At 59.2% G+C, this 23269-nt stretch carries 23 protein-coding genes; 22 read left to right on the top strand and 1 reads right to left on the bottom strand.

Features of this window, described 5'->3' with window-relative positions:
* The first annotated feature begins 39 nt into the window (after positions 1–39).
* The 7 genes from DVR09_RS15175 (at position 40) to DVR09_RS15145 (ending at position 3110) form a co-directional block, all read left to right on the top strand.
* Complete coding sequence (locus tag DVR09_RS15175) at positions 40–300, top strand: hypothetical protein (protein WP_115418109.1); 261 nt, start codon at positions 40–42, stop codon at positions 298–300.
* A gap of 95 nt (positions 301–395) precedes the next feature.
* Positions 396–971 (top strand): hypothetical protein, encoded by a 576-nt coding sequence (locus DVR09_RS15170; RefSeq protein ID WP_162815016.1) that lies wholly within the window; start codon positions 396–398, stop codon positions 969–971.
* 72 nt (positions 972–1043) lie between these two features.
* Positions 1044–1529 carry a hypothetical protein gene (locus DVR09_RS15165; RefSeq protein ID WP_115418107.1) on the top strand — a complete coding sequence of 162 codons (486 nt, stop codon included), beginning with the start codon at positions 1044–1046 and terminating at the stop codon, positions 1527–1529.
* Positions 1530–1542: 13 nt separating this feature from the next.
* On the top strand, positions 1543–1830 hold the full coding sequence (locus DVR09_RS15160) for a hypothetical protein (protein WP_115418106.1): 288 nt from the start codon (positions 1543–1545) through the stop codon (positions 1828–1830).
* A gap of 5 nt (positions 1831–1835) precedes the next feature.
* Complete coding sequence (locus tag DVR09_RS15155; RefSeq protein WP_115418105.1) at positions 1836–2279, top strand: hypothetical protein; 444 nt, start codon at positions 1836–1838, stop codon at positions 2277–2279.
* 99 nt (positions 2280–2378) lie between these two features.
* Positions 2379–2576, top strand: coding sequence for a hypothetical protein (locus tag DVR09_RS15150; RefSeq protein ID WP_115418104.1), 198 nt, complete (start codon positions 2379–2381; stop codon positions 2574–2576).
* Positions 2577–2699: 123 nt separating this feature from the next.
* Positions 2700–3110, top strand: coding sequence for a hypothetical protein (locus tag DVR09_RS15145; RefSeq protein ID WP_115418103.1), 411 nt, complete (start codon positions 2700–2702; stop codon positions 3108–3110).
* Between the two features lie 128 nt (positions 3111–3238).
* Here DVR09_RS15145 and DVR09_RS15140 read toward each other — a convergent pair whose 3' ends face one another.
* Positions 3239–4099, bottom strand: a complete 861-nt coding sequence (locus tag DVR09_RS15140; RefSeq protein WP_115418102.1) for a hypothetical protein — start codon at positions 4097–4099, stop codon at positions 3239–3241.
* 514 nt (positions 4100–4613) lie between these two features.
* Here DVR09_RS15140 and DVR09_RS15135 point away from each other — a divergent pair.
* From DVR09_RS15135 to DVR09_RS15065, 15 genes are all read left to right on the top strand, one after another.
* Entirely contained in the window at positions 4614–8036 is a 3423-nt protein-coding gene (locus DVR09_RS15135) for a MobA/MobL family protein (RefSeq protein ID WP_115418101.1), read from the top strand.
* Positions 8037–8094: 58 nt separating this feature from the next.
* Complete coding sequence (locus tag DVR09_RS15130; protein WP_115418100.1) at positions 8095–8547, top strand: hypothetical protein; 453 nt, start codon at positions 8095–8097, stop codon at positions 8545–8547.
* Positions 8544–9092 (top strand): longin-like domain-containing protein, encoded by a 549-nt coding sequence (locus DVR09_RS15125; RefSeq protein ID WP_115418099.1) that lies wholly within the window; start codon positions 8544–8546, stop codon positions 9090–9092. Before DVR09_RS15130 ends, DVR09_RS15125 begins: the two co-directional genes overlap by 4 nt.
* Entirely contained in the window at positions 9089–10291 is a 1203-nt protein-coding gene (locus DVR09_RS15120; RefSeq protein ID WP_115418098.1) for a DnaB-like helicase C-terminal domain-containing protein, read from the top strand. Before DVR09_RS15125 ends, DVR09_RS15120 begins: the two co-directional genes overlap by 4 nt.
* Before the next feature lie 191 nt (positions 10292–10482).
* The gene (locus tag DVR09_RS15115; RefSeq protein ID WP_115418097.1) at positions 10483–10818 is read left to right on the top strand and encodes a TrbC/VirB2 family protein; all 336 of its coding nucleotides are present in this window, start codon (positions 10483–10485) and stop codon (positions 10816–10818) included.
* 40 nt (positions 10819–10858) lie between these two features.
* Positions 10859–11149, top strand: coding sequence for a hypothetical protein (locus DVR09_RS15110; protein WP_115418096.1), 291 nt, complete (start codon positions 10859–10861; stop codon positions 11147–11149).
* Positions 11139–13580 carry a VirB4 family type IV secretion/conjugal transfer ATPase gene (locus DVR09_RS15105; RefSeq protein WP_115418095.1) on the top strand — a complete coding sequence of 814 codons (2442 nt, stop codon included), beginning with the start codon at positions 11139–11141 and terminating at the stop codon, positions 13578–13580. The genes DVR09_RS15110 and DVR09_RS15105 overlap by 11 nt, the downstream gene beginning before the upstream one ends.
* A gap of 77 nt (positions 13581–13657) precedes the next feature.
* Positions 13658–14413 carry a type IV secretion system protein gene (locus DVR09_RS15100; protein WP_115418094.1) on the top strand — a complete coding sequence of 252 codons (756 nt, stop codon included), beginning with the start codon at positions 13658–13660 and terminating at the stop codon, positions 14411–14413.
* Between the two features lie 123 nt (positions 14414–14536).
* Positions 14537–15898: a hypothetical protein gene (locus DVR09_RS15095; protein ID WP_162815014.1), complete on the top strand. Its 1362-nt coding sequence runs from the start codon at positions 14537–14539 to the stop codon at positions 15896–15898.
* A gap of 252 nt (positions 15899–16150) precedes the next feature.
* Complete coding sequence (locus tag DVR09_RS15090; RefSeq protein ID WP_115418092.1) at positions 16151–16357, top strand: hypothetical protein; 207 nt, start codon at positions 16151–16153, stop codon at positions 16355–16357.
* Positions 16357–17070, top strand: coding sequence for a VirB8/TrbF family protein (locus tag DVR09_RS15085; protein ID WP_115418091.1), 714 nt, complete (start codon positions 16357–16359; stop codon positions 17068–17070). Before DVR09_RS15090 ends, DVR09_RS15085 begins: the two co-directional genes overlap by 1 nt.
* Positions 17071–17097: 27 nt before the next feature.
* Complete coding sequence (locus tag DVR09_RS15080; RefSeq protein WP_115418090.1) at positions 17098–18396, top strand: TrbG/VirB9 family P-type conjugative transfer protein; 1299 nt, start codon at positions 17098–17100, stop codon at positions 18394–18396.
* A 64-nt stretch (positions 18397–18460) separates the two neighbouring features.
* Complete coding sequence (locus tag DVR09_RS15075) at positions 18461–20050, top strand: TraB/TrbI/VirB10 family type IV secretion system protein (RefSeq protein WP_115418089.1); 1590 nt, start codon at positions 18461–18463, stop codon at positions 20048–20050.
* Between the two features lie 2 nt (positions 20051–20052).
* Positions 20053–21096, top strand: a complete 1044-nt coding sequence (locus DVR09_RS15070) for a CpaF/VirB11 family protein (RefSeq protein WP_162815013.1) — start codon at positions 20053–20055, stop codon at positions 21094–21096.
* A 52-nt stretch (positions 21097–21148) separates the two neighbouring features.
* On the top strand, positions 21149–23242 hold the full coding sequence (locus tag DVR09_RS15065; protein WP_115418087.1) for a type IV secretory system conjugative DNA transfer family protein: 2094 nt from the start codon (positions 21149–21151) through the stop codon (positions 23240–23242).
* Positions 23243–23269: the final 27 nt, after the last annotated feature.

The following is a 23269-nucleotide window of genomic DNA, read 5'->3' as shown; positions in this document are numbered from 1 at the left end:
GGCGGCACACCGCCGCCCTGCAATCGAAAGACGACCATTATGACTACCCCCAAGGGCGACTATGCCCGTCACCCCTATCCTTACATCGTCGCATACTGCCGCATCATGAGCAGCGACGAGAGATACCAACGAGACGAAGTCGAACGGGCTCGCCAGCGCAAAGCTCCCAAGGATTGCTATACCTGCTACATCGATGAAGAGCCCCGCCTGGCGCGCGACCTTCCCGAGAACGGAATGCTCCGTGGTCGGCTCGAAAACAGCACAGGGATTCCCATAGACGAGCTCATCGCTCGCTCCTGAAAATCCCAACCCCTGCCGGCTGGACGCTCACGCGCCAGCCGGTCTTTCCCCTCAATGTCGGCTGAGCCGAATTGAAACCAGATAGGGGAATGAAAATGGCTCGCACCGACACGCTCACCTTCCGCAACCGCGTCTTCAAGCAGCTCCGCGCTGCGGGCCTCAACAGCGTGAAGGCCAAGGCCGCTCGCACCGCTATCCTCGCTGGCGCTTATGCGGCTGGCTACCCCGAGATCGCAGACGACTACGCCGCTTGCGTCTCGTTCGACAGCGAAGACTTCCAGAGCGTCTACGTCGACGACAACGGCATCGCTCGCTTCGGCTCGCCGCTACGCGATGAACTCCAGCCGCTCGTCAGCACCACACCGTCCGAAGAGCAGAACAAACTCTCATCCGAGCTGCTCGAAATGCTCCCCGACCTCTACTCCGCTGAAGGCGAAGAGAAGGATCGGCTGAACGCGATCTACAGCGCAAAGCGTGACGCGATCCTCGCGATCAACCCGCACGTTCACGCCTTCGTCGCCGACCCCGATGGCGGCGAATACTTCCACAATCTGCACAAGGCAGAATACGGCTTCCGCCCGCGCGGCTTCCGCACCTACGCACAGATGCGCGACGAGATCGAAAGCATCACTCGCAATGCGCAGAACGTCGAGTTCGACGTCGCGGCCTGAGGCTCCAACCACTCCTCTCCCCTGCCAGTCGCACAAGCGGCTGGCCCTGCCATTCTTCGAAAGGACAGCCCAATGGGACACCGTTCGCGCAACACCAATCCGCGCTTCCACTTCTCCGCATACTGGCGCGCATGGTCGCTCCTCCTGAGCACCAACTGCGAGGCCAAGCCCGGCTACGGACCGACCGTCGAGATCGACCTCTCGCCGATCAACAACGACGAGTCTCGCGTGCGTCTTCTGAACGTCCGCCGCCACTGCACCGACCTTGGTCGAGGCGACCGTCGCGTGAATGAACTGCCCGTCGAAATCGCGGAACAGTTCGTCCACATCGTCGGCGAGGAAGTCGCAAGCTTCATCCTCAATACCGACGCCTCAGAGCTTCTCTCGCTCATCGACTTCGAGAAGTATCACGCCGTCCAGACCGGTGGCGCTTCCCTCTATAATGTCATCCGAGACGACGTCGCACATCTGCTGCCAAAGCCAGCCGCGACGACCACTCGCATTCAACCCGTCGCCGGTTCGAAGCCGTCGAAACATCACGTCCGCCACGCGCGCTAATCGGAGATACCCGATGCTGAAAATCGACGAAGCTAATCGCACCGTCACACTCGTCACCACGCTCGGTCACGGCAGTGGCAAACGGATGGAGACGTGGTTCGAGGTCGACATGAACGAACCGTTCGAATTCACGACCAACATCCATGTCGTCCCCGATAGCGACGAAGACGAGTTCGACGATTTCTGGAACGCCATCTACAACGTGCAGCTTCAGAAGGTGTCGATCGTTTGTGACATCGACGAACACGGCTCGCTCACAAGCTCACCCTCCAAGATCACCATCCTCGAAACGAAGGACTGACCCTCATGGCCGAACCAAATTTCCTCGACGCCCTTCGCGCAGCTCAAGCCCATCTCGAAGCCTCTGCCACCGAAGAGAAGCTCGCCACCATTCGCCTTCATCTCACCGGAGGCATCTCGTACAACGTGCTCTGGTTCACGCACATTCCGCCACGCGGTCTGAGCGTCGTCGAGGCCCTCGTCGACACGACCAACGGGCCGGTCCGTTGCACCATCGCAATCACCTCGCTTCGCTCAGTCGAAGCACCTGACCAGACGGTCATCGTTCCCACTCGCTTCAAAGCTGAAGCGTCGCGGATCGCGAACCAGCTTGCCGATAATCTCGGCAACTTTGCCAGCGATGACATGCGCATCAATCTGGAAAGTTCTCTGCTCCAAACCTATCGCCCCTACATCTCCGAACAGGAATGGATCGATAGCTGCGAAGCTGCATCCCAACTCGCCGCATAGGCTCGTTGAGAACCGTTCCGGCTGAGCGCCCAGGGCGCCAGCCGGGCCACCCCCTCAATGTCGATAAATCGAAATTGAAATTCAAAAGGGGAATGAAAAATGGCCGCTTGTCTGCAGACCCAGCGCGACGAACTTCTGACCGAACGCGGTCATCTGGTGAAGCGCATCGACGACCTTCACACCCAGCCGATCAGCCATGACCGCGACCGCGCCATATGGGCTCTCGAAGAGAACCGCGACCTCCTCGATGTCGCGCTCAACGAGACAGAACAGGCGCTGCGGGAACAGGCCAACTAAGGCCCCTCAATCGCCTCTCCCCGATGGCCCCGACGCGAGCTCGGCTACGCCGCTTCTCGTGTCGGGGTTTTCTCTTTCCATCACTTCTAGTGAACTGAAATCGAACCACTCCGGAGACATGAAATGCCCGAGCCCGAAGGCCTCGACGAAGCGTATGCAACGCTTCTCCCCTACTGCCTCAACGATGGCCTCGCCATCGCTCTCCGAGTAACGGCAGAGGACGATGAACCCGTCGCTCAATCGGCAACGCCGATCGCCAAACCAGAGGGACACTTCGTACCTCACTGGCACAACAGTTTTCCCGTCGAAGACCTCAAGCCGGGCGACCACGTTCGCCATCGCGACATGGTCGGATACGAACGGATCGTGAAGTCCGTGAAGCCGCACCCAAGGGGCGGCGTTCAAGTCAAGACCACCCCCGCTTGGCTGTACGGAAATCGCTGCGGCAATCCCGAAGGCAAGGTGCTCAAAGCACACATCACCGGCTACTGCGACCGCTGGGATGGCTTCACCAAAATCGAGAAGGGTCGATAGCCTAAAGCTGCGAAGCAGCAGCCCCTACAACTCCCTCTCCCCTGAAAACAAAAAGCCCCGACTGGATGGAACCAGCCGGGGCTTTTTCTATGCCAAGATAACCTCTCGGCCGACGAGCCTCGAGGCTCTTATCCGAACGCGTCGATCACTTCCTCCGCACCATCGACCGCCTCCGGATTGACCGAATTCATCATACGGTCTTGCGACCTCTTCCGGCGCCCGTCAGTGACGACTTCGTCCTTCCGTTCTTCGAACTCTTCGACCACTTCCTTCACTGCCGCACGGAGGCGCAGTTCGAACTCAGCGATGCCGGAAAAGAAGTCCAGTCCGACCAAGAGATCTGCAGTCTCCGCTGCATAATCCTTGCGGACTTTTTCGGCCTCTTTCTCCTTGCCCTTCCCATCGAGCAAGGCAGTCATGTCCTCGACATATTTGTCGGGAGCATGCCCCGACAAAGCTCTCATCACTGTCCATGCCGGACCCATCGCAAATATGGGCGCGAGCACCTTCAACAGATGATCATACACCGACAAATCCATAAGGCTTTTGTCTACGGCCTCATGATACGCAAGCGTCTCTTCTGCGAAGGCCAATTCGGCCCTCGCCTTCTCTACGCGGTCGCGATGTTGCTTGAGAGATTTTGGGCCTCGGGAAATCGTTTTCCCCAACCCTTGGTTGAGCCTCACAGGCTTCTTCAGTCCCTTCGAACTGAATGGCGATAAACCGCCAGAAAGCCATTCCCGCCACATCGCCGGAGAGACATCCGAAGGTGCCAATTCTCTCACAAGTTGATCGAGAATTTCCATACGGCCTTCGTCAGACCTCAGGTCGATTAGTGTCTGAGCTTCCGGTGTCAGCTCTCCCCTTTTCCCAATGAGAATTTCGTTTAGCAAACGACCCGCTGCAAGCATCGCATCATTCTCATTCTCGACACTACCGGACGGACCATTCTGGCCGCCGTCCGTCACATCTTCGCTGCGCGTTGCCATTACCATTTCCCCTTTCAGGTGACCCTTCGCCGAGCTGACACTCGGCCCTCGAATTGCATCGAGGAATAAGGACCAGGTTCTCAGACGTCAACGACACATCTTGAAAGACCCTGACAGGGCCGTGCCCAATTTCCTCTAGTCCAGATTGGACCCAGCAAAATTGGGCACAGACCCTCAACTTTTTTCCAAAAGTTTCAAAAGAAGGTGGGCAGATCCAGCATATGCCCAACTCTTTTGAATTGGCGCAATACCTCAAAGTTGGGGAACCCATCTTTGACGGGGTTTTTCCGGCACGAACTGCCTTGAAACAACCCCTTATGCGCTCTCCGAGGGTGCACTCACAAAGCCGCGGGACCGGTTTTGTATCGTTTTCGTCGCTCACGCTCCGGGGCCTCTGATGAGCCTTCGCTCATTTCCGGCAGGGATTCTCTGGAAGTTTTGAGTTGACCTGGATAACGCTTGCCAGCACATCCTGTATCTCCGATAATTCTCCCACCAACGGTGGAAAAATCTCATGGCAAAATCGTCAATCAGCGCCGACGTAAAGGCGGCCAACTCAAAGCTTGCTCAGTTCCTGCGTCGGCAGGAAGAGGAGGAGATGCTCCTCCAGATCGGCAAGACAAAACCCAAGCAGGAGCGCGAGGAAAAGCGCATGCCTGCTGGTCGCGCTCGCTGGTCAGCCCAGCCCGACTTCAAGGTGCCGACTTGCATGGTCGATCGACCCCGCACTGCTGATGGCGCAACGTCGTTCCACTTCTCCTATATGAGCATCAGCAAAGAAGCTGTGCCTACCATCAAAGGCCAGCCCCTTGATGGTGTCTTCGGACGCAAGAAGCAGCCTGCCCTCGACCACGCCAAGTACATCGAGCGTGATGGTGCGGCTGAGGTATCCGAAGGTGCTAAGCACGCCGACTACATCGAACGGCCCGATGCAATCGAGGCCGTCGATCCCAGTGCTCTCGTGCGTGAAGCAATCGAGCGTCAGCTCACTGCCGTCTACAACGAAACGCCTACCGAGGAAGAAGCTTCCATCCTCGGTGTTCAGGACGTCGCCCCTGAAGGTATTCCCTCAGTCTTTAGCAACATCTCCGACGATGCCTTTGAACGTCAGGAGTATTGGCGTGCCATCGAACGCACAGAGCGTGAGCCGAAGTCTCACAGGCTCTTCTTCGACCCCGAAGTTTCTCCTCGCTGGTGGGCTGCTGTAGAGCGAGCCGAAGGTCTCGACCCAGCATTCAAGGAACACCTGCTCACAGTTGCCGAGCAGTACCGCCAGTATCAGGAAACACCTACCTCGAACGACGAGGCAAAAGAGCCGTTCAAGTGCGCCGCCTATCCCCCGCCTGATAGCAAGGACCGGCTTACTGCGGAACGCGCAGGGAAGCTTATCGAGCAAGCAATTGCCCTTCCGGGTTTCGACTATTCCCAGCCGCCGATTGAATTCAAGTCCGGCCGCGGCGGGCGGGTCCAGATCCGAATGGTTGCCGAACTTCCTCATGAGATCTCAGCAGAGGACCGGGCTCTCATCGTTCAGAACTTCTGTGATCGTCTTGGCTCGCTTGAAACCCGCATCGACCCTGATGGCACCGAACGCCAGGTTGGCATGATGTACACTGCCGTCATCCACGCCCCTGACGCCCACAACGATGACAGGAACTATCATCTTCACATCGTCGCTCATGACCGTCCTGCTCGCTTCCTCGACGAGCATGGTCAGTGGGATTTCGAATACGAAGAGCACTACGAGCACAAGAGCGAACATCGTATTCGGTATCCACTGCGACAGCATAAGGTCGGAGAGATTGCGCGCGCAGGGAACGGCGCTGACTATTCGCGTGCAGGTCGTAACTTCGTTCCAGCGATGCGCCGCGACTTTGCCAAGATCACCAACACGGTCCTCAAGGCTCGCGGCATCAAGCGTCAGTACGACCCACGTCGCTATACCGAGATGGGCATCGACCGCACGCCCACTGAACACCTCGGCACGAAAGCCGCGGCACTGGAAGCCATCGGTGTCCCGACCACCGTTGGCCAGCTCAACGCTATCGCCATCTGGAACGATGCCGAACGTAACATCGAGCGTCAGGCAAAACAGGCCGAGCGTGGTTTCATCGCAGACCAAAAACGAATCGAGACAATCGTCCGCGAAACTGCGAGCAAGGACTCATCGCACCCAGCCCTACCCGAGCTTCGCAAGCTGCTTGTAGAGCGAGAACGTCTTACCACGTCGCTCGCAGAAGACCGCCGCGCGATCATGGCTTTCGACAACATGGAAGCGAAGGCCAAGTCTCGTGCCGTCCGCACCCGCCAGACCTGTCTCGCCTACCTAGGAGAGATCGAAAAGGGAGTTGCGGACGGTACCACCCGGGTCATGAAGTTTTCGATCGAGGCGCGCTTCAAAGACGCTCAGGAGCACATCAACAAAATCGATGCGGCCCTTGCCCCTCATCGCGACACTCTGCTCGAAGCTGCTCGGGACGTTGAGCGTCGCGAAGCCCGTGTCGCGCAGATCGATCGCATGATCGAACCCATCGCCTCCGACCTACGCGACCAGCTTGGCATCGATGCCGAAAAGAAAGCAGCGAACGACACAGTCGTAACCGAGGCCCCTGCTCCCCTTGCCTCCCCTGTGGCCCCAGAAAAAGAACCGGCAAAGGGGCGTAAGAAGAAGACCAAGAAAGGAGCGGCGGAAGAGTCCGCGAAGTCCGAACCCAAAGAGCATTCCGAACCGACTCCCTCCGTTGTCGCCGAGCCCGACATCGGCGCTGAAGCTGATAACGAGAAAGACAGCACCCCGGCGAACGCTGGTCCTATGACCATGGAAGGTTTGCCGATTACCGAAGGAACCATCCAGCCTCCCAAGAAGGACGAGACGGCTCAAAACAAACCGGCAGAACCTGCTCCCACTCCGGAAGGGCTTGAGCCTCTCCGGCCAGAAGTCGCCGAGCCTAAAACGCCTGTCGAGCCCGAAGTCGTCATCCCCGATCTCGATCGTGAAGATGCCAAGCTCGACGCATCCGACGCCAGCCGGGATAAGGCCGGAAAGCCAGCTCCTGCTGAGCCTGACCAAGTTGCGGAAGCGCAGCCTGACATCGCTCCGGTCGAACCTAGCCAAGAGAAGGTCGACAGGCGCCGCAAGGAAGAAGATCCGACACTCTTCGAACTCCCCAAGCAGGAAGCTCCGGTGAAGCCTGGCACAAAGAAGGCTGAGCATGCGGACTGGGATGCTCTCATGAACCGCATCGTGAAAGATCGCATTCCGATCAAGATGGAAACGACGCGCAGTGGCAAAGCCAAATACACGGTCCCAGCTCTCGGCGAGGAAGACCAGGATACTCTCAAGATCCGTCGCTTCGCTTATCGGACCACCGTTCGTCTCGAGTCCATCTATGATCGGCAGCAGCAAGAGATCAGGCGTCTTGCCCGCTGGATCAAAGAGCAGGGGCACGACCCCGAAAAGCTCATCCTCGAAAACCGAATTGCCAAGGTTGGCGACGTGCGCCCAGCCGTTCGGACGCTCATGCGGAATTGGGGACGTCACCCCGACATCCTCGATGCAGTTCGTGCTGAGCACAATCGCCGTGTCGAGGCTTCTAAGGTCGCTGCGCAGAAGCTCGAGCAGGCAGCCCCTGCCCCAACCGCCCAGCCGACAACGGGCAAGGACATCGAAGCCCTGCGCAAAGCTGCTGCCGAGAAATATCCCGAGCCGGATACGATCCACACAAAGGCAGTCGCAGACTTCGCTCGTCTGCTGCGCGAGGTTGCTCCAGAGGCGAAGCTTCGCGAAGCGGCCGACAAGATCTACGCCGGCGCCAAGTCTCGCGACGACGTTCATCGCTATGGCTCCAACCTTGCCGTCGCTTACGACAAGTACGTCGAAGGTGTGCAGCTTCGCGAAGCCATGCGCCATCGCAACGACAAGGGTGGGCGAGGATAATTCAGGAACTTGGAATAAATTTGTTTTCAGCGTCTGAAAGCATCCCTATAGTTCCTGAATGACCACCGCACAGATTGAAAAACCCGCCACCGGCGGTGCTGCTCTTTCGCGTCTGCTAAACAACGATGGAGCGGTTCGCCGTCTATCGCTGCAAAGCGGCGTCTCTGCTGTCACACTCCGTTCGATCGCTGCCACAGGCACGGTCAGTAGCTACGTGACTGCAATGGCGATCGAGCTCGCTACCGATGGCGCTATCACCGCCGAAAGTATTGTCACCCCTACAACCAAGGGGGCCGACCTATATCGCCGCGAGCCAGCGCGCACCCTCCTACTGAAAGCATTCGAACAAGAGATCACCATCGCTCGTCTTCTCGCGCGCTATGACCTCACCCAGGGAGATCTCTGGAACTACATGAATGCCCCAGCCGGAAAATATGAGGGAGCGAAGGAGAAGGTCTGCAAAGCCCTGCAGGATCTTTCCATTCCCGTGGACCGGGAGGGAGAGCGATGACAGTTGCAGCTGTCCAGAGCGAACCCGCTGTTGACTGGTTCCGCCAGCCGACCGCACTCGAGGTCGCGCATTACAACTCCATCCTCAAGCGGAAGGCTGATGACGCCTCATTACGCGCCCGTAGGATCTTCGGGGACTGCCTCCACAAGCTTACCCAGCTTGGAATGAAAGAGGCCCAGGCGCGGTCGATGCTCGGCAAGTGGCGCGGGCAAGCGAAAGATGATGATCTCCTGATACGGACTGTAGAGAAGGCTCACGAGATTTCCTCACCCGATCCTGTTTCGTATGTGACGAAGGCTCTCAAGGAAGCGAAGAGCCGAACTTCCAAGACCAAGGCTCTGCAAAAGTCCGAATGGACACTGCTGGGCTGGGAGGCCCCAACCCAAACACCAGCCGGTCCCAAGTACAAGAAGGGGGAGCGGGGTCAGGTGTGGCGAGATCCCTTTGGCAAGGAGGTTATTCTGCCGGCCAAGTCGGGCACTGCCCTCCCCAGCCATGAGGAAGAACCTGGCTACACCTTGGATAGGAAAAGTAAGGCAGCATGAGCGAACAACGTCCAATCGAAATTCAACTGGCGGCCGAAGCATCACTGCTCGGGTCAACTCTCGCAAAGCGCGAGTATCTGAGCGATCTCGGTAGCATCACGCCGGAGCACTTCGTCGAAAGCGCCTACGCCAATGCGTGGCGCCGGCTCACTGAGGATTCCGGCATCTGCGACGTCCTGTCTCTTCGCCTCAACGGGGAAGACCTCACCGACGCTCTCGTCAATCGGATCACGAAGTCGAGCTATCAGCGCGACACCGTCTTACGAGCGCGCGACTATATGATCGAGACCAAGCGCAAGCGGGAGCTGCGCAAGATCGCCGCCAGCGCAATGGCAGATCTCGACAACGGCGAAGCCAGCTCCGAAAGTGTCGCCCTGCAGCTCGCTCGTGCGGTCCAGACGCTCGAAGGCGCGCAGACCAACGCCATGTCTGCTCAGGACGTTGCTGCTGCACTCTACGACAAAGGCAACTCTCCTCCGATCTCAACTGGTATCGAGAGCCTGGATTATGTTTTCCATGGCGGTCTGCATCCCGGCTCGCTGAACGGCATCTTTGCCCGCTTCAAGCATGGCAAGACCCTGATGCTCTCGACTATCGCCAGCAATCTCGAGAAGCGTGAGATACCAACCTTGATGGTCACGCTCGAGCGGCGCCAGGGTGACGTAGAGCGCTTCATCGTCGCGCGGTCGTTAAACATCGACAAGCAGGACCTCGACTTCGAGCGCCCCGAGGATGCTGAATTCTGGGCGGAGTATCGCAACACCAAGCGTTGTCTGCATTACCTCCATAAGCCGGGCATCACCGCGGCCGAACTCCGAACGCAGATCCTCTCCGCCTACTATGCCTTCGGGGTGAAAGTCGTGCTGGTCGATTACTGGCAGCTCATCAAGCTAGCTGGCGGGAGAGAGAGTCGCGAGGAAAAGCAGGCGGAAAGCGCGCAAATGCTCGCCGACCTTGCGTCCGAGCTCGACATCGCGATCGTCCTTACAGGCCAGCTCAACCAAGAAGGTCATCCTCGCGGTGGTGAAGGCGTTCTCGCCTCAGCCGGGATCGTCGTTCGCCTTATTCGCACAGAGGACTCGGAAGAAGCTGTCTTCGATACGCTAGTCAGCAACCAAGGCCCTGAGCGAGCGAAAGGCTCTCCCACGGAACCTGCCGCGAAGATCGTTCAGCCAGGTCCTCACTTCGCTGATGCGTGAGAGAATGAGGATTTAACCCCTCGATTCTGCCAATCTTCCTAAGCGGTCCCTAAAACATCCAGAATTGCCAGCAAAAAACGGTTGGCGGTTCCTGAAAGTCTCGATAGTATGGCCATATCGGTTGGCGGGGGCCTTCTACAAAATCTGTCTCCACAGCCTAATCGGTAGGTAGTTCAACAGGAGTTCCACACATGAAGTTTCGCATGCCCAAAATCTCGTTCGACGCGGCCGCCAGCATGAAGTGCGCCAGCCTCGTCCTCGTCGCCGGCCTGATGGCGCTGTTTCCCGACACCGCAATGGCCCAGGCTGATCCGTTCGCGAACGCCAGCGCAGGCGCGGAAACCTTCCGCCAGTCGCTGACCACCTTCGCGCTCGCCGTCGGCGGCATCGGCATGGTCTCGTGCCTCCTGCTCGGCTTCTTCGGCAAGCTCAACTGGAAGTGGGTTGCCACCGGCGTCGGCGTTTCGTTCGGCCTCGCGGTCATCCCGGGTGCCATCAACTGGCTGTCGACCCTCGCTGTCGGCTAATCGCCTTCAGCTGACGATCTACCGCCACTAGGAGCCGAACATGCTGCGTTCTCCGCTGCTCAAGTACGTCGCAGGACCGCAGACGTTCGCATATATGCCGCCACTTCTGGGAGCTGTCTCCCTAAGTGGCGGCATGCTTCTTTGGTTCGCTGGTATGGCGGCAGGTTTTGGTCCGATCCCCGGCATCATCGTCGGGATATTGGGCTGCATTTATTCAGTAGCGCAGGGTTTCAAAGACCCGCATCTGCACAACATCATGCTCGCCCGTCAAAAGTTCATGCACGGGACGAAGGGCATCATCAAAACCAAGGGTAAGACCTATGTCGCTTGACGTCGGCTCAATGATTTTTGCGCCGGGCGCTATCGGTCCAGTGATTGCGGGCGCAGGTGCCCTGCTCTCCACGGCCGCTGCTATCACCATGATGGTCCCCAAGGTTTCGCGCAAGCTGATGCCTCTGCCCAAGGAAACTCGTCTGGTCGACTTCATGCCATTCCTGTGCATGCTCCCGGACAAGAAAACCATTCTTACCAAGCGCGGCGACCTCGTGCAGATCGTCAAGATCGCCGGCGCCGAGCTTCAGGTCACCAACGAGAACGAGCATATGGGCTTGTTCACTGCGCGCCGCACTTGGCTCAGCCAGATTGCCGAGCGCAAGGCTCGTGCTCGCGTCTTCACCGTCCGCACGGCCATCAAGCCTGGTCAGCTGATGGAGCACCCTGTTCCCCACCTCGCCAAGCTGGCGAAGCAGTGGGAGAAGGGATTCGAGTCCAACTCGTTCCATACCGACCACTATGCGATCATCTCTGTCGAGAAGGATGGCGGGCGTGTCGCCCTCGAAGAGGCCGTTTCGCTCACCCTCGCCTCGCTTGCGCCGTTCAAGCCGCAGGTTCTGACCGCCAAGGAGGGCGAAAGCCCTCTCAAGATCCTTGGCCGTCTCGCATCGCCTATCACTCGTCCCTCGCCGAAATACATTCCCGAGGCGAATGTGTCGGAGCAGATCACCGCCGACACTGTCGAGTTCGCGGACGATAAGACTGGTCTCATCACATGGACCTCCGGCGACCAGACCCGCTATCAGGCGACTATCGGCGTGAAAACGTGGGGTGACGTTACCGAAGAGCAGATGTTGGCCGACCTGGCTTCCCTCCCCTTCGATTACACCATCTATCACTACATCGAGCCGCTCAATCGCGCGAAGGCTACTGCCGCGCTCGACATCCAGTATCGCCTCGCGCGCACCACGCTCATGAGCGAAACTGCGCACGCACAATTCGCTGAAGTCGGCGAAATTGTCGCTGGCGGCGGCACCGACACCCAGGTCCTCTGCAACTATGGCCTCAACATCCTTATCGAGGCCAGCAGCAAGGAGGAGCTCGACAAGCGCGTCGCGCAAATCACTACCATCGCTGCCCAGTACGAAGTTACGACGGTGCGCGAAGGTGCGGTGAGCCAGCCTATCTGGTGGTCGCAGTTCCCGACTTACGACACTCTTCCTCGCCCTTGGAAGCCGCTCGCCGCCAACGTCTCGACGTTGCTGGCCATGCAGCGCAACCACAAGGGCGCAGACCGCTCGGTTTGGGGCGACAGCCCTGTCACCATTCTCAAGACTTCGACCGGCAGCCCCTACAACTTCGTGTTCCACGATACGTCGGACCCCGGCAACAAAGAGCCGCTCGGCCATATGCTCGTGATCGGTCCCTCCGGCTCGGGTAAGACGGTCACGACCTCGTGGCTCTCGACCATGGCAATGCGCTATCCCGAGCTGCGCGTCTTCTTCTTCGACCGCTTCTACGGCACCGAAGTTGTCACTCGCATGAGCGGCGGTAACTACGTTCGCTTCGACGATGACAGCTGCGCGATGAACCCGCTCCAGATGGAGCTCAACGCGCGCAACCGTGACTATCTCTCGACCTGGCTGAAACTGATTTCCGGCCTCACCGATGATAAGAGCTCGGAAGAATTCGGGCAGGCGCTCGATATGCTGGAGCTGCTCCCGCACGAAGACCGCAACCTGAAAAAGCTCTGGAACACTGCCTTTGCGCCAGACTCTGCGGCTCGCGCAGCTCTGCGACCGTGGATCAGCGAAAACCAGCACGGCCACGTCTTCAACGCTGCGCAAGACAGTCTCGATCTCGGCGCGCGCATGACCTCGTTCGACTTCACCAACGTGCTCAACGACGAGCGTACGGACGCCCTCGGCCCTGCCGTGGTCTCCTACATCATGCACCGAACGATGGATGTTTCGGTTAACCAGGGATATCCGGCGCTCTACTTCGTCGACGAAACCGCACCGCTGCTGCGCAACGACTTCTTCGCTGCAAAATTCGCCGCCGGCCTTCAGGAAGGTCGTAAACTCGGCCAGATCTTCATCTGCGCCTTCCAGCGTCCGAATGCGATCGAAGAAACGCCGCACGCGCAGACCATCATCGGCCAGTGTGCGACGCAGATCTTCTTCCGGAACGTCAAGGCGAAGGCCGAAGACTTCAAGATTTTCGGCCTCACCGAACGCGAGCTCGATTTCGTCCTCGGCCGCAGCCATGGTCACCTCCAGCGCGCATTCCTCCTCCGGCGTATGTCGGAAACGGATGGCGTGGAATCCGTCATCATCGACAACAACATGGCTCCGCTTGGTGATGGTCTCCAGACCTTCGCGTCCGGTAACGCGAGCGTTCGCCTCATCCGCGAACTTGCCGAGAAGGATCCAGAGAACTTCCGCAATCTCTACATGGAAAAGATCGCGGCCGACCGCATGGCTGCCTAAATAATCCTGAAACCCCGTCTATACGGCAGGAAAAATCCAGTATATTGTTCGCAAGTTCCACCCATTTTTCACAGGGGATGATGATGCTTACCAAGAAGGCTCGTGCTCTTTTCGCCGCGGCTGCTGCCGCCACTGTCATGACGATGCCCGCCCCGGCGAGCGCCGGCATTCCCGTTATCGATCCGACTGCAATCGCGCGTATTCGCGAAGTCGTCTCGACGGCAAGCCAGCAGCTGGCGCAAATTCGCCAGCAGGTTCAGCAGGTCAACCAGATGCGCAACACCATCGGCCAGGTCGGCAAGGGCCAGCTGGATTCGATCATGCAGCAGTCCGGTATCGATATGGCCGGAGCCAAGGGCATCCTGCGTGACGTCCAGACCCTCGGTTCGACCAGCGCCAATCTCGGCAACGCGGTGAAGGGTCTGAAAATCGACGGTGAAGGATCGCTCAACATCCCGACCATCGACAGTCTCGGCGCCGGGCGCGATGCTGCCAGCAAGATCTTCTTCTATGGCGGCAGCGAGTCGATGAACATGCAGACGGTCCGTCAGCTTCGCGATCGCCGCAACATCGCTCTACGCGAAACTGCTATCACCGGCTTCGGCGCCGCTGCGTCCTTCAAGTCCGACCTTGCTGAAACCCAGCAGATCGCCGACAAGCTCAGCGCGCAGGCCTCGGAATCGACCGACCTGCGGACCGACGTCCAGGTCAACACGGCTACGCTCCTCGCGATGTACGCCGAGATGCAGAAGCAGACCGCCATCCAGGCGCAGCTTCTCGAGCTGGACGCGTCGCGCACCCTTGCTGGTGATGCTACCGCGAAGCGCAACTAAGCGATGCGGGTCCGTAACATAGGAGGAGCGGCCGCTATTGCGGCCGCCTGCCTCGCGCTTCCGTCGCCGGCTGCTGCGCAGCTCGGTCCATGTCCCTCGCCTATCATGCCGCCTCCATGCATCGTGGCCGACCCTGGCAAGATTGCCGGAACCGTCGCTGAGATCGCTCAGAAAAAGAAAGAGCTCGAGGCAGCTATCGAGCAGGTCAAGCAATACACCGACCTCAACAACGCCTTGGGTAAGATTGGCTCACTCGCGCCTGAACTTACCTCCGCGATTACGCCGAGCCAGACCGGCGGCTTTGCTCCGCTTAGCAGCGGCCCGCGCGTCTCTGTCAGTGAAGCAAGCAACGCGTTCGATGCGTCGCTTCGCGGTCAAGGCACAGCCGAAGCTGCTCGCGGCAATCGCCTTCGCCTTCGCTCGGCTGCCGGCGAGGGCTTTGCCATGGCGATGGCGACCAAGAACAAGCTCTCGCGCATGAATGCCGAGGCCGAACGGCTCACCAAGCTGATGCAAGGTGTCGGTTCGAACAGTGCAGACATGCGTACCGCCTGGAGCATCAATCAGGGCGCCAAGCGTCTCCTGTTCGATGCGATGATGGCAAAGCGTGAAGTCGAAGCTGCTCGAATGCAGCTAAACGCCGTGCATGCTCTGCCGACGCACGTTTCGGGAGGCCGGACTAGCCCTCGCACCGAGGCTCCGGCAGTCGCTTCCGTCGAGATGGGCGAGTATGCCGAGGATATCGGCAAGCTGGCTAATGCTGCGGCGAAGCTCGCGGCGCTGCTGAATGCAAAGAACATCGTTACCGGCTTTACGGCCGGTATTGAAGGTTCGCGTCAGACCCAGCTCGAGTACAGCCAGATGCAGGCAGCAGCTCGCCAAGCTCAGCAGAGCGTGCAAGCAATTGCCGCCAGTGATGCTCGTAAGAAAGGCATCGCCGCATCGCGCCTCATCGGCACTGCAGACAGCTATATGGCTCGGTACGACCGCACCACCTGGGACAATCCCAACAAGGGCAAGTCAGCGCGGGATGCAGCAGCTGCCGCCGAGAACGCGATGGACAAAATGGTCCGTGGCGACGTCAACGACAACTGGAGTGACCGCCTCATTCGCCGTGCGGAAGCATACAAGCAGGAAGCCTTCTTCAGGCCGATCGCTCAGGATGCTGCCAACATGGAGAGGCAGACCCGCGAGGCTCTCGCCGAGTACGAGCAGTCCATTGGCGTGGACGCCTCGGACTCGCGGGCGCTAGCAGCAGCGATCGCACAGGCTCAAGCCGAGGTAGACGCTCTGTATCGGAAGCTTGCCAGCGCGCCGCCGGCCATTGTCCGGAAGCGCGACCAGATCCTTGCCGCCAGCGGCATCGATGCAGCGCGCAATCTTCCCGAGTTTGTCTATCCGGTGCCGGTCATTCAGCCGCCGACGCCGACACCTACTCCGAACCCTCGCGATCCGCGCGGGCCCGGAGTGGAAGATACTCGCTAAGCGATTCGAGGAAAATCCTCTTCCAGTCAGGAAGTTTGAAGGGCGGCCTACGGGTCGCCCTTCTTGTTTCTGGATAAGTGAGGGTCTTTGTTGCCTTGAGGAACAAAGGGTGGGGGGAAAAGTTGTTGACGATTCCTGCCCGCCTAGTAAATGTATCCAGACAAGTTCCAGGGGGCATCTGGATTAGGAACGACAACACCCAAAGTGGTGCTCGCACCGATTCGAAATCCCCAAGCTAAACGGAGTTTCACTATGCGTCCCGTTCTCGCGGTATGTGCGCTTGCCCTTCTCACGGGCTGCACCACGGCCGGCAATTTCCAGGACAGTGCTGTCGGCGTCGGCGGCGGTCCCAACAAGCTGAAGCGCACTCCTTGCGCATGCATCCAGAAAGATCAGCCAAGCGGGCTGCCCGACTTCCTTCTGGATGGCGCTGAACTCAAGCAGGAAGCCAAGGCATAATGACCGACATCGCTGCAACGGCTGAAGACGAACCGGTCGCCGACAAGGTCGGCGCCTATCCTGCCGATTACGACACGGACGCTCTTCCCGAGCGCCGTATGGCTGCTTTCGCCAGGATGATGGCGGTCATCTCGGTCGTCGAGGCCTTCGCCATTATCGCGCTCGTCTGCGTGATTGCCGTCCTGCTGCCGTTGCAGAAGATCGTCCCCATGGTCGTCGCCAGCAATGACAAGGGTGATGAGATCATCCATCTCAACCCCTCGACGCTGGAAAGCCCGACTGTCGACTACGTATCCGAGATCGGCCTGCGCAACTATGTCGTCAAGCGCTACTCGATCGTCGGCTCCGACGCCGAACAGGCCATCAACTGGGGCAACGGATCTGTCGTCCAGCTGATGACCATGCCGGAAGCCTACACTTCCTTCATGACTGCGGCTCGGGCTGAGCATGAGCGGCTTCGCCAGGCTGGCATGATCCGCAAGGTTCGGATCGATTCCGTTCGAAAGATCGGTGACACCACATGGCAGGTCGAGTTCGTAACCACCGACATGGCCGAGGAAACGCCTTTCGCTCCTGCATCGAGCGGCACTTCCCGCACTTGGATCAGCACCTTCGACGTCGCCTTCGAACCGAAGAACGTCAGCTACTCCGATCGCCTCAACAACCCCTTCGGCATGACCGTTCGCTCCGTCAACGACGCCCGCCGCGACTAACATCACGATTTGGCCAGGAACATCGATATGAAACGCTCTACATTCCTCGTAATCGCAGCCTCGATCGCAGCCGCGGCCGCGCCGGCTGCATATGCCCAGTCCTCGCAGCAGAAGGCGCAAGCTGCAGGCGACTACGGCTCGCTCGACAAGTCCTATCTCGAACCTGTCGGTGCGATCCAGAAAGCGTGGGACAATCCCACTACCAGCATGGGTGTGAGCCAGGAAACGCCCGGCTATTCGCGCTTCGAATACCAGCCTGACCGCATCATTCCCTTGCGCCTGCGCGAGGCGATGAACACCACCATTCGCTTTCCCGCCGACGAACTTATCGAAGACGTCTACGTCTCGGACCCCGTCTCCTTCGAGGCGATTATCCCTCGCTCAAATGTCGTCATGGTGCGCGTGATCCGCCCCGGTGCAGACGGAAACGTCGTTGCAATGGGCAAGTCGGGCAATCTCTATCAGTTCTATGTTCGCGGCGAAGGTGCGAACACCAATACGATCACGGATATTTCCGTCGACATCATGGTGACGCGTCGTGCTCAGGCCATGCCTGCCTCGATGGGCGGTATGTCCCGCAGCGCTTCGGCTTCCGATCTCAAGGTCGAGGCGGATTGGCTCCGCTCCATCGGCTTTCGTCCTGAAAACATCATCCACGACCTGGGCATTTTCGTTCCCGAAGGCCACTCTGCCGGAATTCCGCCGGAACGCGTTTTCCGCGACGGTCAGTACACCTACATCGATTACGGCGCGAATGCTGATGCCATCAACGAGTGGCCCGTTGCCAGCCTGGTCGTCCAAGGCGTCGAGTCGCCTGTAAACGTCCGCACCGCCGGTCCCAATGGCCGCATGCTCGTCGTCGAAGGTGTCGGCGACATCGTGCTTCGTAACGGCCTCAAATTCGTCTGCATCAAGCAGCGCAAGGGCAGCAGCCTGCCGAACATCGCCACTTTCAACCAGCCCGTGACTTCGCCTCCGGCGACCCAGCGCGTTGCGGACGGCGTGATCCAGAGCAACATGCCGCCTGCTCTTGCCTCGCCTTCGACTGGTCGCAAGTACGAGGTCGATCTCGGTTCCGGCTCGCGCGCTGAAATGGAGCGCGCATTCGTTACCCTGAAGGCTCAGAACGCAAACCTGATCGGGAACGCCGAAGCGCGCTTCCCCGATGCAGCATCACTCCGCACCGGTGGAACTCTCGATGCCGATCCGAACCCGGGCGATGTTCGCCTTCGTGTCGGCCCGTTCTTCGGTCTCGCCGAGGGCGTCCGCGTCTGCAAAGCTATGACTGCTGCCGGAAAATCCTGCGCAGTCATCTCTGCGAGCTGATCCACTCCGCCTCTACGCCGCATGACATTCCAACACGCGCACTCTCGCGTTTGAGGACTACTTCGTGAAACTCACCGATAAACAGAAGAAGACGCTGACGATCAGCTCCGTGGTAGGTGGCGGTGTAATCGCCCTTGGCGGCCTGATGTGGGTGATCTTCGCCAGCGGCGATAGCTCTGGGTCAGGCACTACCCTCGAAAACAACACGCCGACCCTCAGTTCGACCACCAATCATCCGGGCGACGTTTCGATCTTCCCGCAGCAAATTGCCATGACAGCAGGGCCGGACGGGGTTGAAACCGGCACAGCCACCATCACGGCGATGTATCACGACTTCAACACCACCAGCATCCAGATGCGCGGCGATCCTCGCCTCAAGTGGGAGTCGGACTGCATCAAGATCGGCCAGACGCTACCGGCCAACGAAAGCTGCGAAGTTCGAATTTCCTACGGAAAATCGTACGCAGCAGCTGCTACCGATTCCATGATCGTTCCGCAGATCGTTGTCGTCGGCAATTCGCGCACCGCAGGCGGCGACGCAAAGCCGGTCGAGGCGTCGGCCACGATTGGAACGGCCCTGCCGAGCGGAGCGCCCGTCGATGGTGTGGGCGACATGCTCACCTCTTCTGGCGAAGGGGTGGATCCTTACGGCCCCGCTCCTGCAGCGCCTCCTGTTGACTATTCGCAGGCGCCGGCACAACCAGTCCAACCATCCCTGACCCCGCGCGAGCAATTCCTTCTCGCTCGTCGTCAAGCGGTTTTTAGCGGAGCAAACCCGCGAAGTGCAGCGCCGCATGCATCTCGCCGTGGAGGCGGATGGGACGAGCTCGATATTCCGACATCGACGTCCTCGATGCCGCACGACATGACCCGCGTGGTGACTATGGACCGCGTCATCACCGCAGCCCTGGTTCGTCCTTACGACAGTCGCTCCAGTCAGCAGGTTGTGGCCCAGGTCGATCGCAACGTCTACGGCGGTCACGGCCGGACCATCCTCATTCCTCGTGGATCGAAACTCATCGGTATCGCGCAAGGTGGAGCAGAACGCGTAGGCATTTCGTGGACACAGCTCATTCGGCCAGACGGCGCGCGCTTCGTTATCGAGGCTGAAAGCGGCGACGCAATGGGCCAGGCCGGTGTTCCGGGCAAAATCAATAACCGCCTCTTGAAGCGATACGGCTCAATCCTGCTCGGCACTACGCTCAATGCAGGCGTGGCTCGTATCTTCGACGCAGAAGAGACGGCAAGCGACGGAGACCTTTCCCAGCCCGCTCGGAACAATGGCGCTATCATCAGCGATATCGTCCGCGCCGACCTCGAGAAGATCGTCAACGACATCGTCCAGCGCAATTCGAAGGTTCTGCCTATCGTCACCGTGCCCGCAGGAACACGCATCACCGTCATCCCGACAATGGACCTCGTCCTGCGCCCGGCGTCACGGCGCGAGGTCCAGGCCATGTCCTATCCGCGCGCCCAGAATGCAGGCGCAGCTGCGCCCACATACACGGCTCGCGATACCTCCGGTCAGCAGCAGAATGGTTCTTCCATCACCTTCAGCGAATCCGCCGGAAATTATACCGGCGGTGGCCCCAACGACCTGCCGCCGCGTGAAGCTCCGCCCACGTCATCCACGCCCCCATGGGAGTCGAACTGACTATGGATATGAACCTGCTCCAGCGGATGCTCGCTCCGCTCGCAGAATACTACGAGGCTGAGGACTACGAAGAAGTCGCGATCAACCAGCCCGGTGAAATCTGGTGTCGCCGACACAAGGTCGACAAGCAGGGTCGCATCTGGGTGCGGATTCCCGACGAACGCTTCACACTCAAATTCCTCACTCTCATTTGCCGTGCGGTGGCGAATACGTTCGACCAGAAATTCGATCCCGCAGACCCTACGCGCCCCTCCACGGTTTTCGCAACCTTGCCGCCCCACGAACACCGTTTCGGGGCGATCGCGGGCATGAACATCGTCTATGACCAGACCATTCCCGAAGGCGGCATCGCGCTCTGTATCCGTAAGGGTGCAGGCGCAAAGCGTGTCCACACGGTCGATTTCAGCGACTGGGGCCTGGTTGAAGGGCGCGGCGTCCAGAAGGGCCACGAGCACATTGCAAAGCTCTCTGATCCAAACGAGGACGCTATTCGCTGCCTCAAGGATGCTGTCCAGCAGGGCTGCAACATTCTTATCTCCGGCGGCACCTCGACTGGTAAGACGACCCTCTTCAATCGCATCATCGAAGAAGTCGATGAGCGCACTCGTATCATCACCGTCGAAGACACCCGCGAGATCAAGCTGAAGGCGCATCCAAACCACGCGCACCTCATCCTCTCGCGTACCGACCGCAATTCGATCTTCACATACGACGATGCCATCGATGTCATCATGCGCTTCACGCCGGATATCGTACTTGTCGGCGAGATCTCGACCAGTAACGCTGGAACCTTGTGGAAGCTCACCGGCACCGGACACGGTGCGATGATGACTACGATCCACGCGTCCACGGTCGACCACTGTTACGACGTTCTATTCGAGCGCATCTCGGCCAACATTCCCAATATGGACCGCGCCAAGACGATCCAGAAGATCCGCGAGAACTTCTGCATCATCCAAATGAGCCGCGATCTCGACGGAAACCGCGTCATTACCGACATCGCCGCGCCAATTCCGGCCGAAACGCCCGACAGCAAAGCTGCATAGCGCCAGCCAGGCGCCGACCAGTCCACGCCCGTAAACTGACACGAGAGCATCCATGACAATTCAGTCAGAGACCTACAGCCCAGAGCATATGCGCGCCGAGAAGGAGGCGTGGACCAAGTGGGTAATCGGCACCATCGCCCTCTGGGTCGTAGCCTTCTGCCTGTTCATGGCTTTCGCTCCGCTCATCTACTGGGCTGCAGAGCATCCCTTCGACCAGACAGCCTGGAGCGTGGTTTCGAATTATCTCTCGCACATCGGTGAGCCGAACTTCGTCGCCCACGCCCACGATTCTCTCTGGCGTATGCACTGGTCAGCCGGCTTGGCGACCTTCGGCATGAGCTTCCTCGCGTCACTCTTCGTCGCGGCGATTTTTTACGCACTCTGCCCCTACAAATCCTACGAAATGACCCACGGCGACGTGCGTTGGGCCGTCGACAAAGACATCCGTCGCATGGAAGACCGCCGTCAGATCGGAATTCGCGGCGGCTACGTCGGCATCCTCGGCAAATGGAAGGACGGCAAGTACATCCGTCTCATCGAGCCCATCTCGGTCGCCTGCTCGGCGCCTCCCGGTACCGGTAAAACCGCTGCTCTCGTTGTTCCCTCGATCGTGGAATCACCGAATGTATCGATGATCGTGAACGATCCGAAGCCCGAGCTCGCCGAAATGACTTCTGGCTATCGTGCCGAGATCGGCAACGTATTCATCATCGACTGGTCGGCAACCGACAAGCCGCACGAAGGGCTGTTCTATCCGCGGTTCAACTTCCTTTCGAACCACCTTGTGCCGCCGCCCAACACAGCAGAGCGCGACACCTACCTCGACGCTGTCGCTAAGGTCCTCATTCCCGACACCGGCAAAGGCGACAAATACTTCGTCGACAAAGGCCGCGACTGCCTCACCGGCTTCATGCACTACCTGGTCAGCCATGTGAACGACGCCAAGAGCAACGAAGGCGTCCCCACTGACTGGCATGACATGGAAGCTTCTTTCCCCATGCTCGTCGACTGGATCGCCGACGCGCAGTTCCAAGCTGGCAAGAAAGCCGACGAAGCAAACGAACAAGCAGCTGCCAACAAGCAGCTGCCGACGGCCGACGGCATGAAGCTGTTCCTCTCTGGTCTTGCGGACCAGATCAAGGCCAACGGTTACTCCGAGCGCGCGTTCACCTCGCTCGCGCCTCTCATCGACATGGCCGACAAGGAGCGCTCCGGTGTCCTAGGCACGATGGACCAGGCCCTGCTTCCCTTCAAGAACCGCGCCGTGAAAGAACGGACATCGGCCTGCGACTTCACGCCGGCCGATCTGCGCGGCATGCAGGATCCAGAAACCGGTGAATGGCTGCCCGTCACGCTCTACATCTGCGTCAACCAAGCGGAGGCTCAAGCATTCGCCAACATCACCGCGCTTCTCTACGAGGTTCTCAGCCGAGAATTCCTCTCGTATGGCCCGAACGAAACCGACAAGCGCGGCCGCAAGATGGGGCCGATGACCATCTGCTTCATGATGGACGAGTTCGCGAAGCTTCCGAAGTCCGAAACCGTCCTCACCGGTCCTGACCTCGGACGTTCGAAGAAGGTCAGCTATTGGCTGATCTTCCAGGCTCGTTCGCAGATCATCAAAACCTACTCCAAGGAAGACGGCACAACGATCGACTCCACCTGCGGTGTAACCGTCCTTCTTTCCCAGAACGACGCCGAAACCGCGTCTCACTACGTGAAGACGGTCGGGAAGACCACGATCCGCAAGGAAAGCCATTCCCGTCAGGTCGGCTTCTCCAAGTCGGCCAATCCCTTCTCGAAGAACCAGAGCATCGCCAGTGAAGGTGTCGACTTCCTGCGTATGGAAGACATCACGGCCATGAAGCCGGGCACCCACCTCATCCTCCCGCAGAACTTCCTCAATCGACCGATGAAGGTGGATAGCCCGTTCTTCTTCGAAGACGACAATATGCTCGCGAAGGTTTTCAACCTCCGCACCGGGAAAGGCCCGGCTCCGGCAAAGCCTCTTCCTGAGCATATTCGCCTCAAACGTCGTGAAGAATGGATCGCGAAGCTTCGCAAGCAGCAGGACATGGATGCCCTCGAGCAGGCCGAAGGCCTCAAGAAGGTCGCAGTCGCCGGCGTCCAGGAAGACGCTGCTTAGCCATCACTCCACATCCACACTGGCCAG

This window comes from Erythrobacter aureus, assembly GCF_003355455.1.
In the GTDB taxonomy this organism is placed as follows: Bacteria; Pseudomonadota; Alphaproteobacteria; order Sphingomonadales; family Sphingomonadaceae; genus Qipengyuania; species Qipengyuania aurea.
The sequence above is the reverse complement of the archived record's forward strand: the minus strand, read 5'-3'. Positions and strand labels throughout refer to the sequence as shown.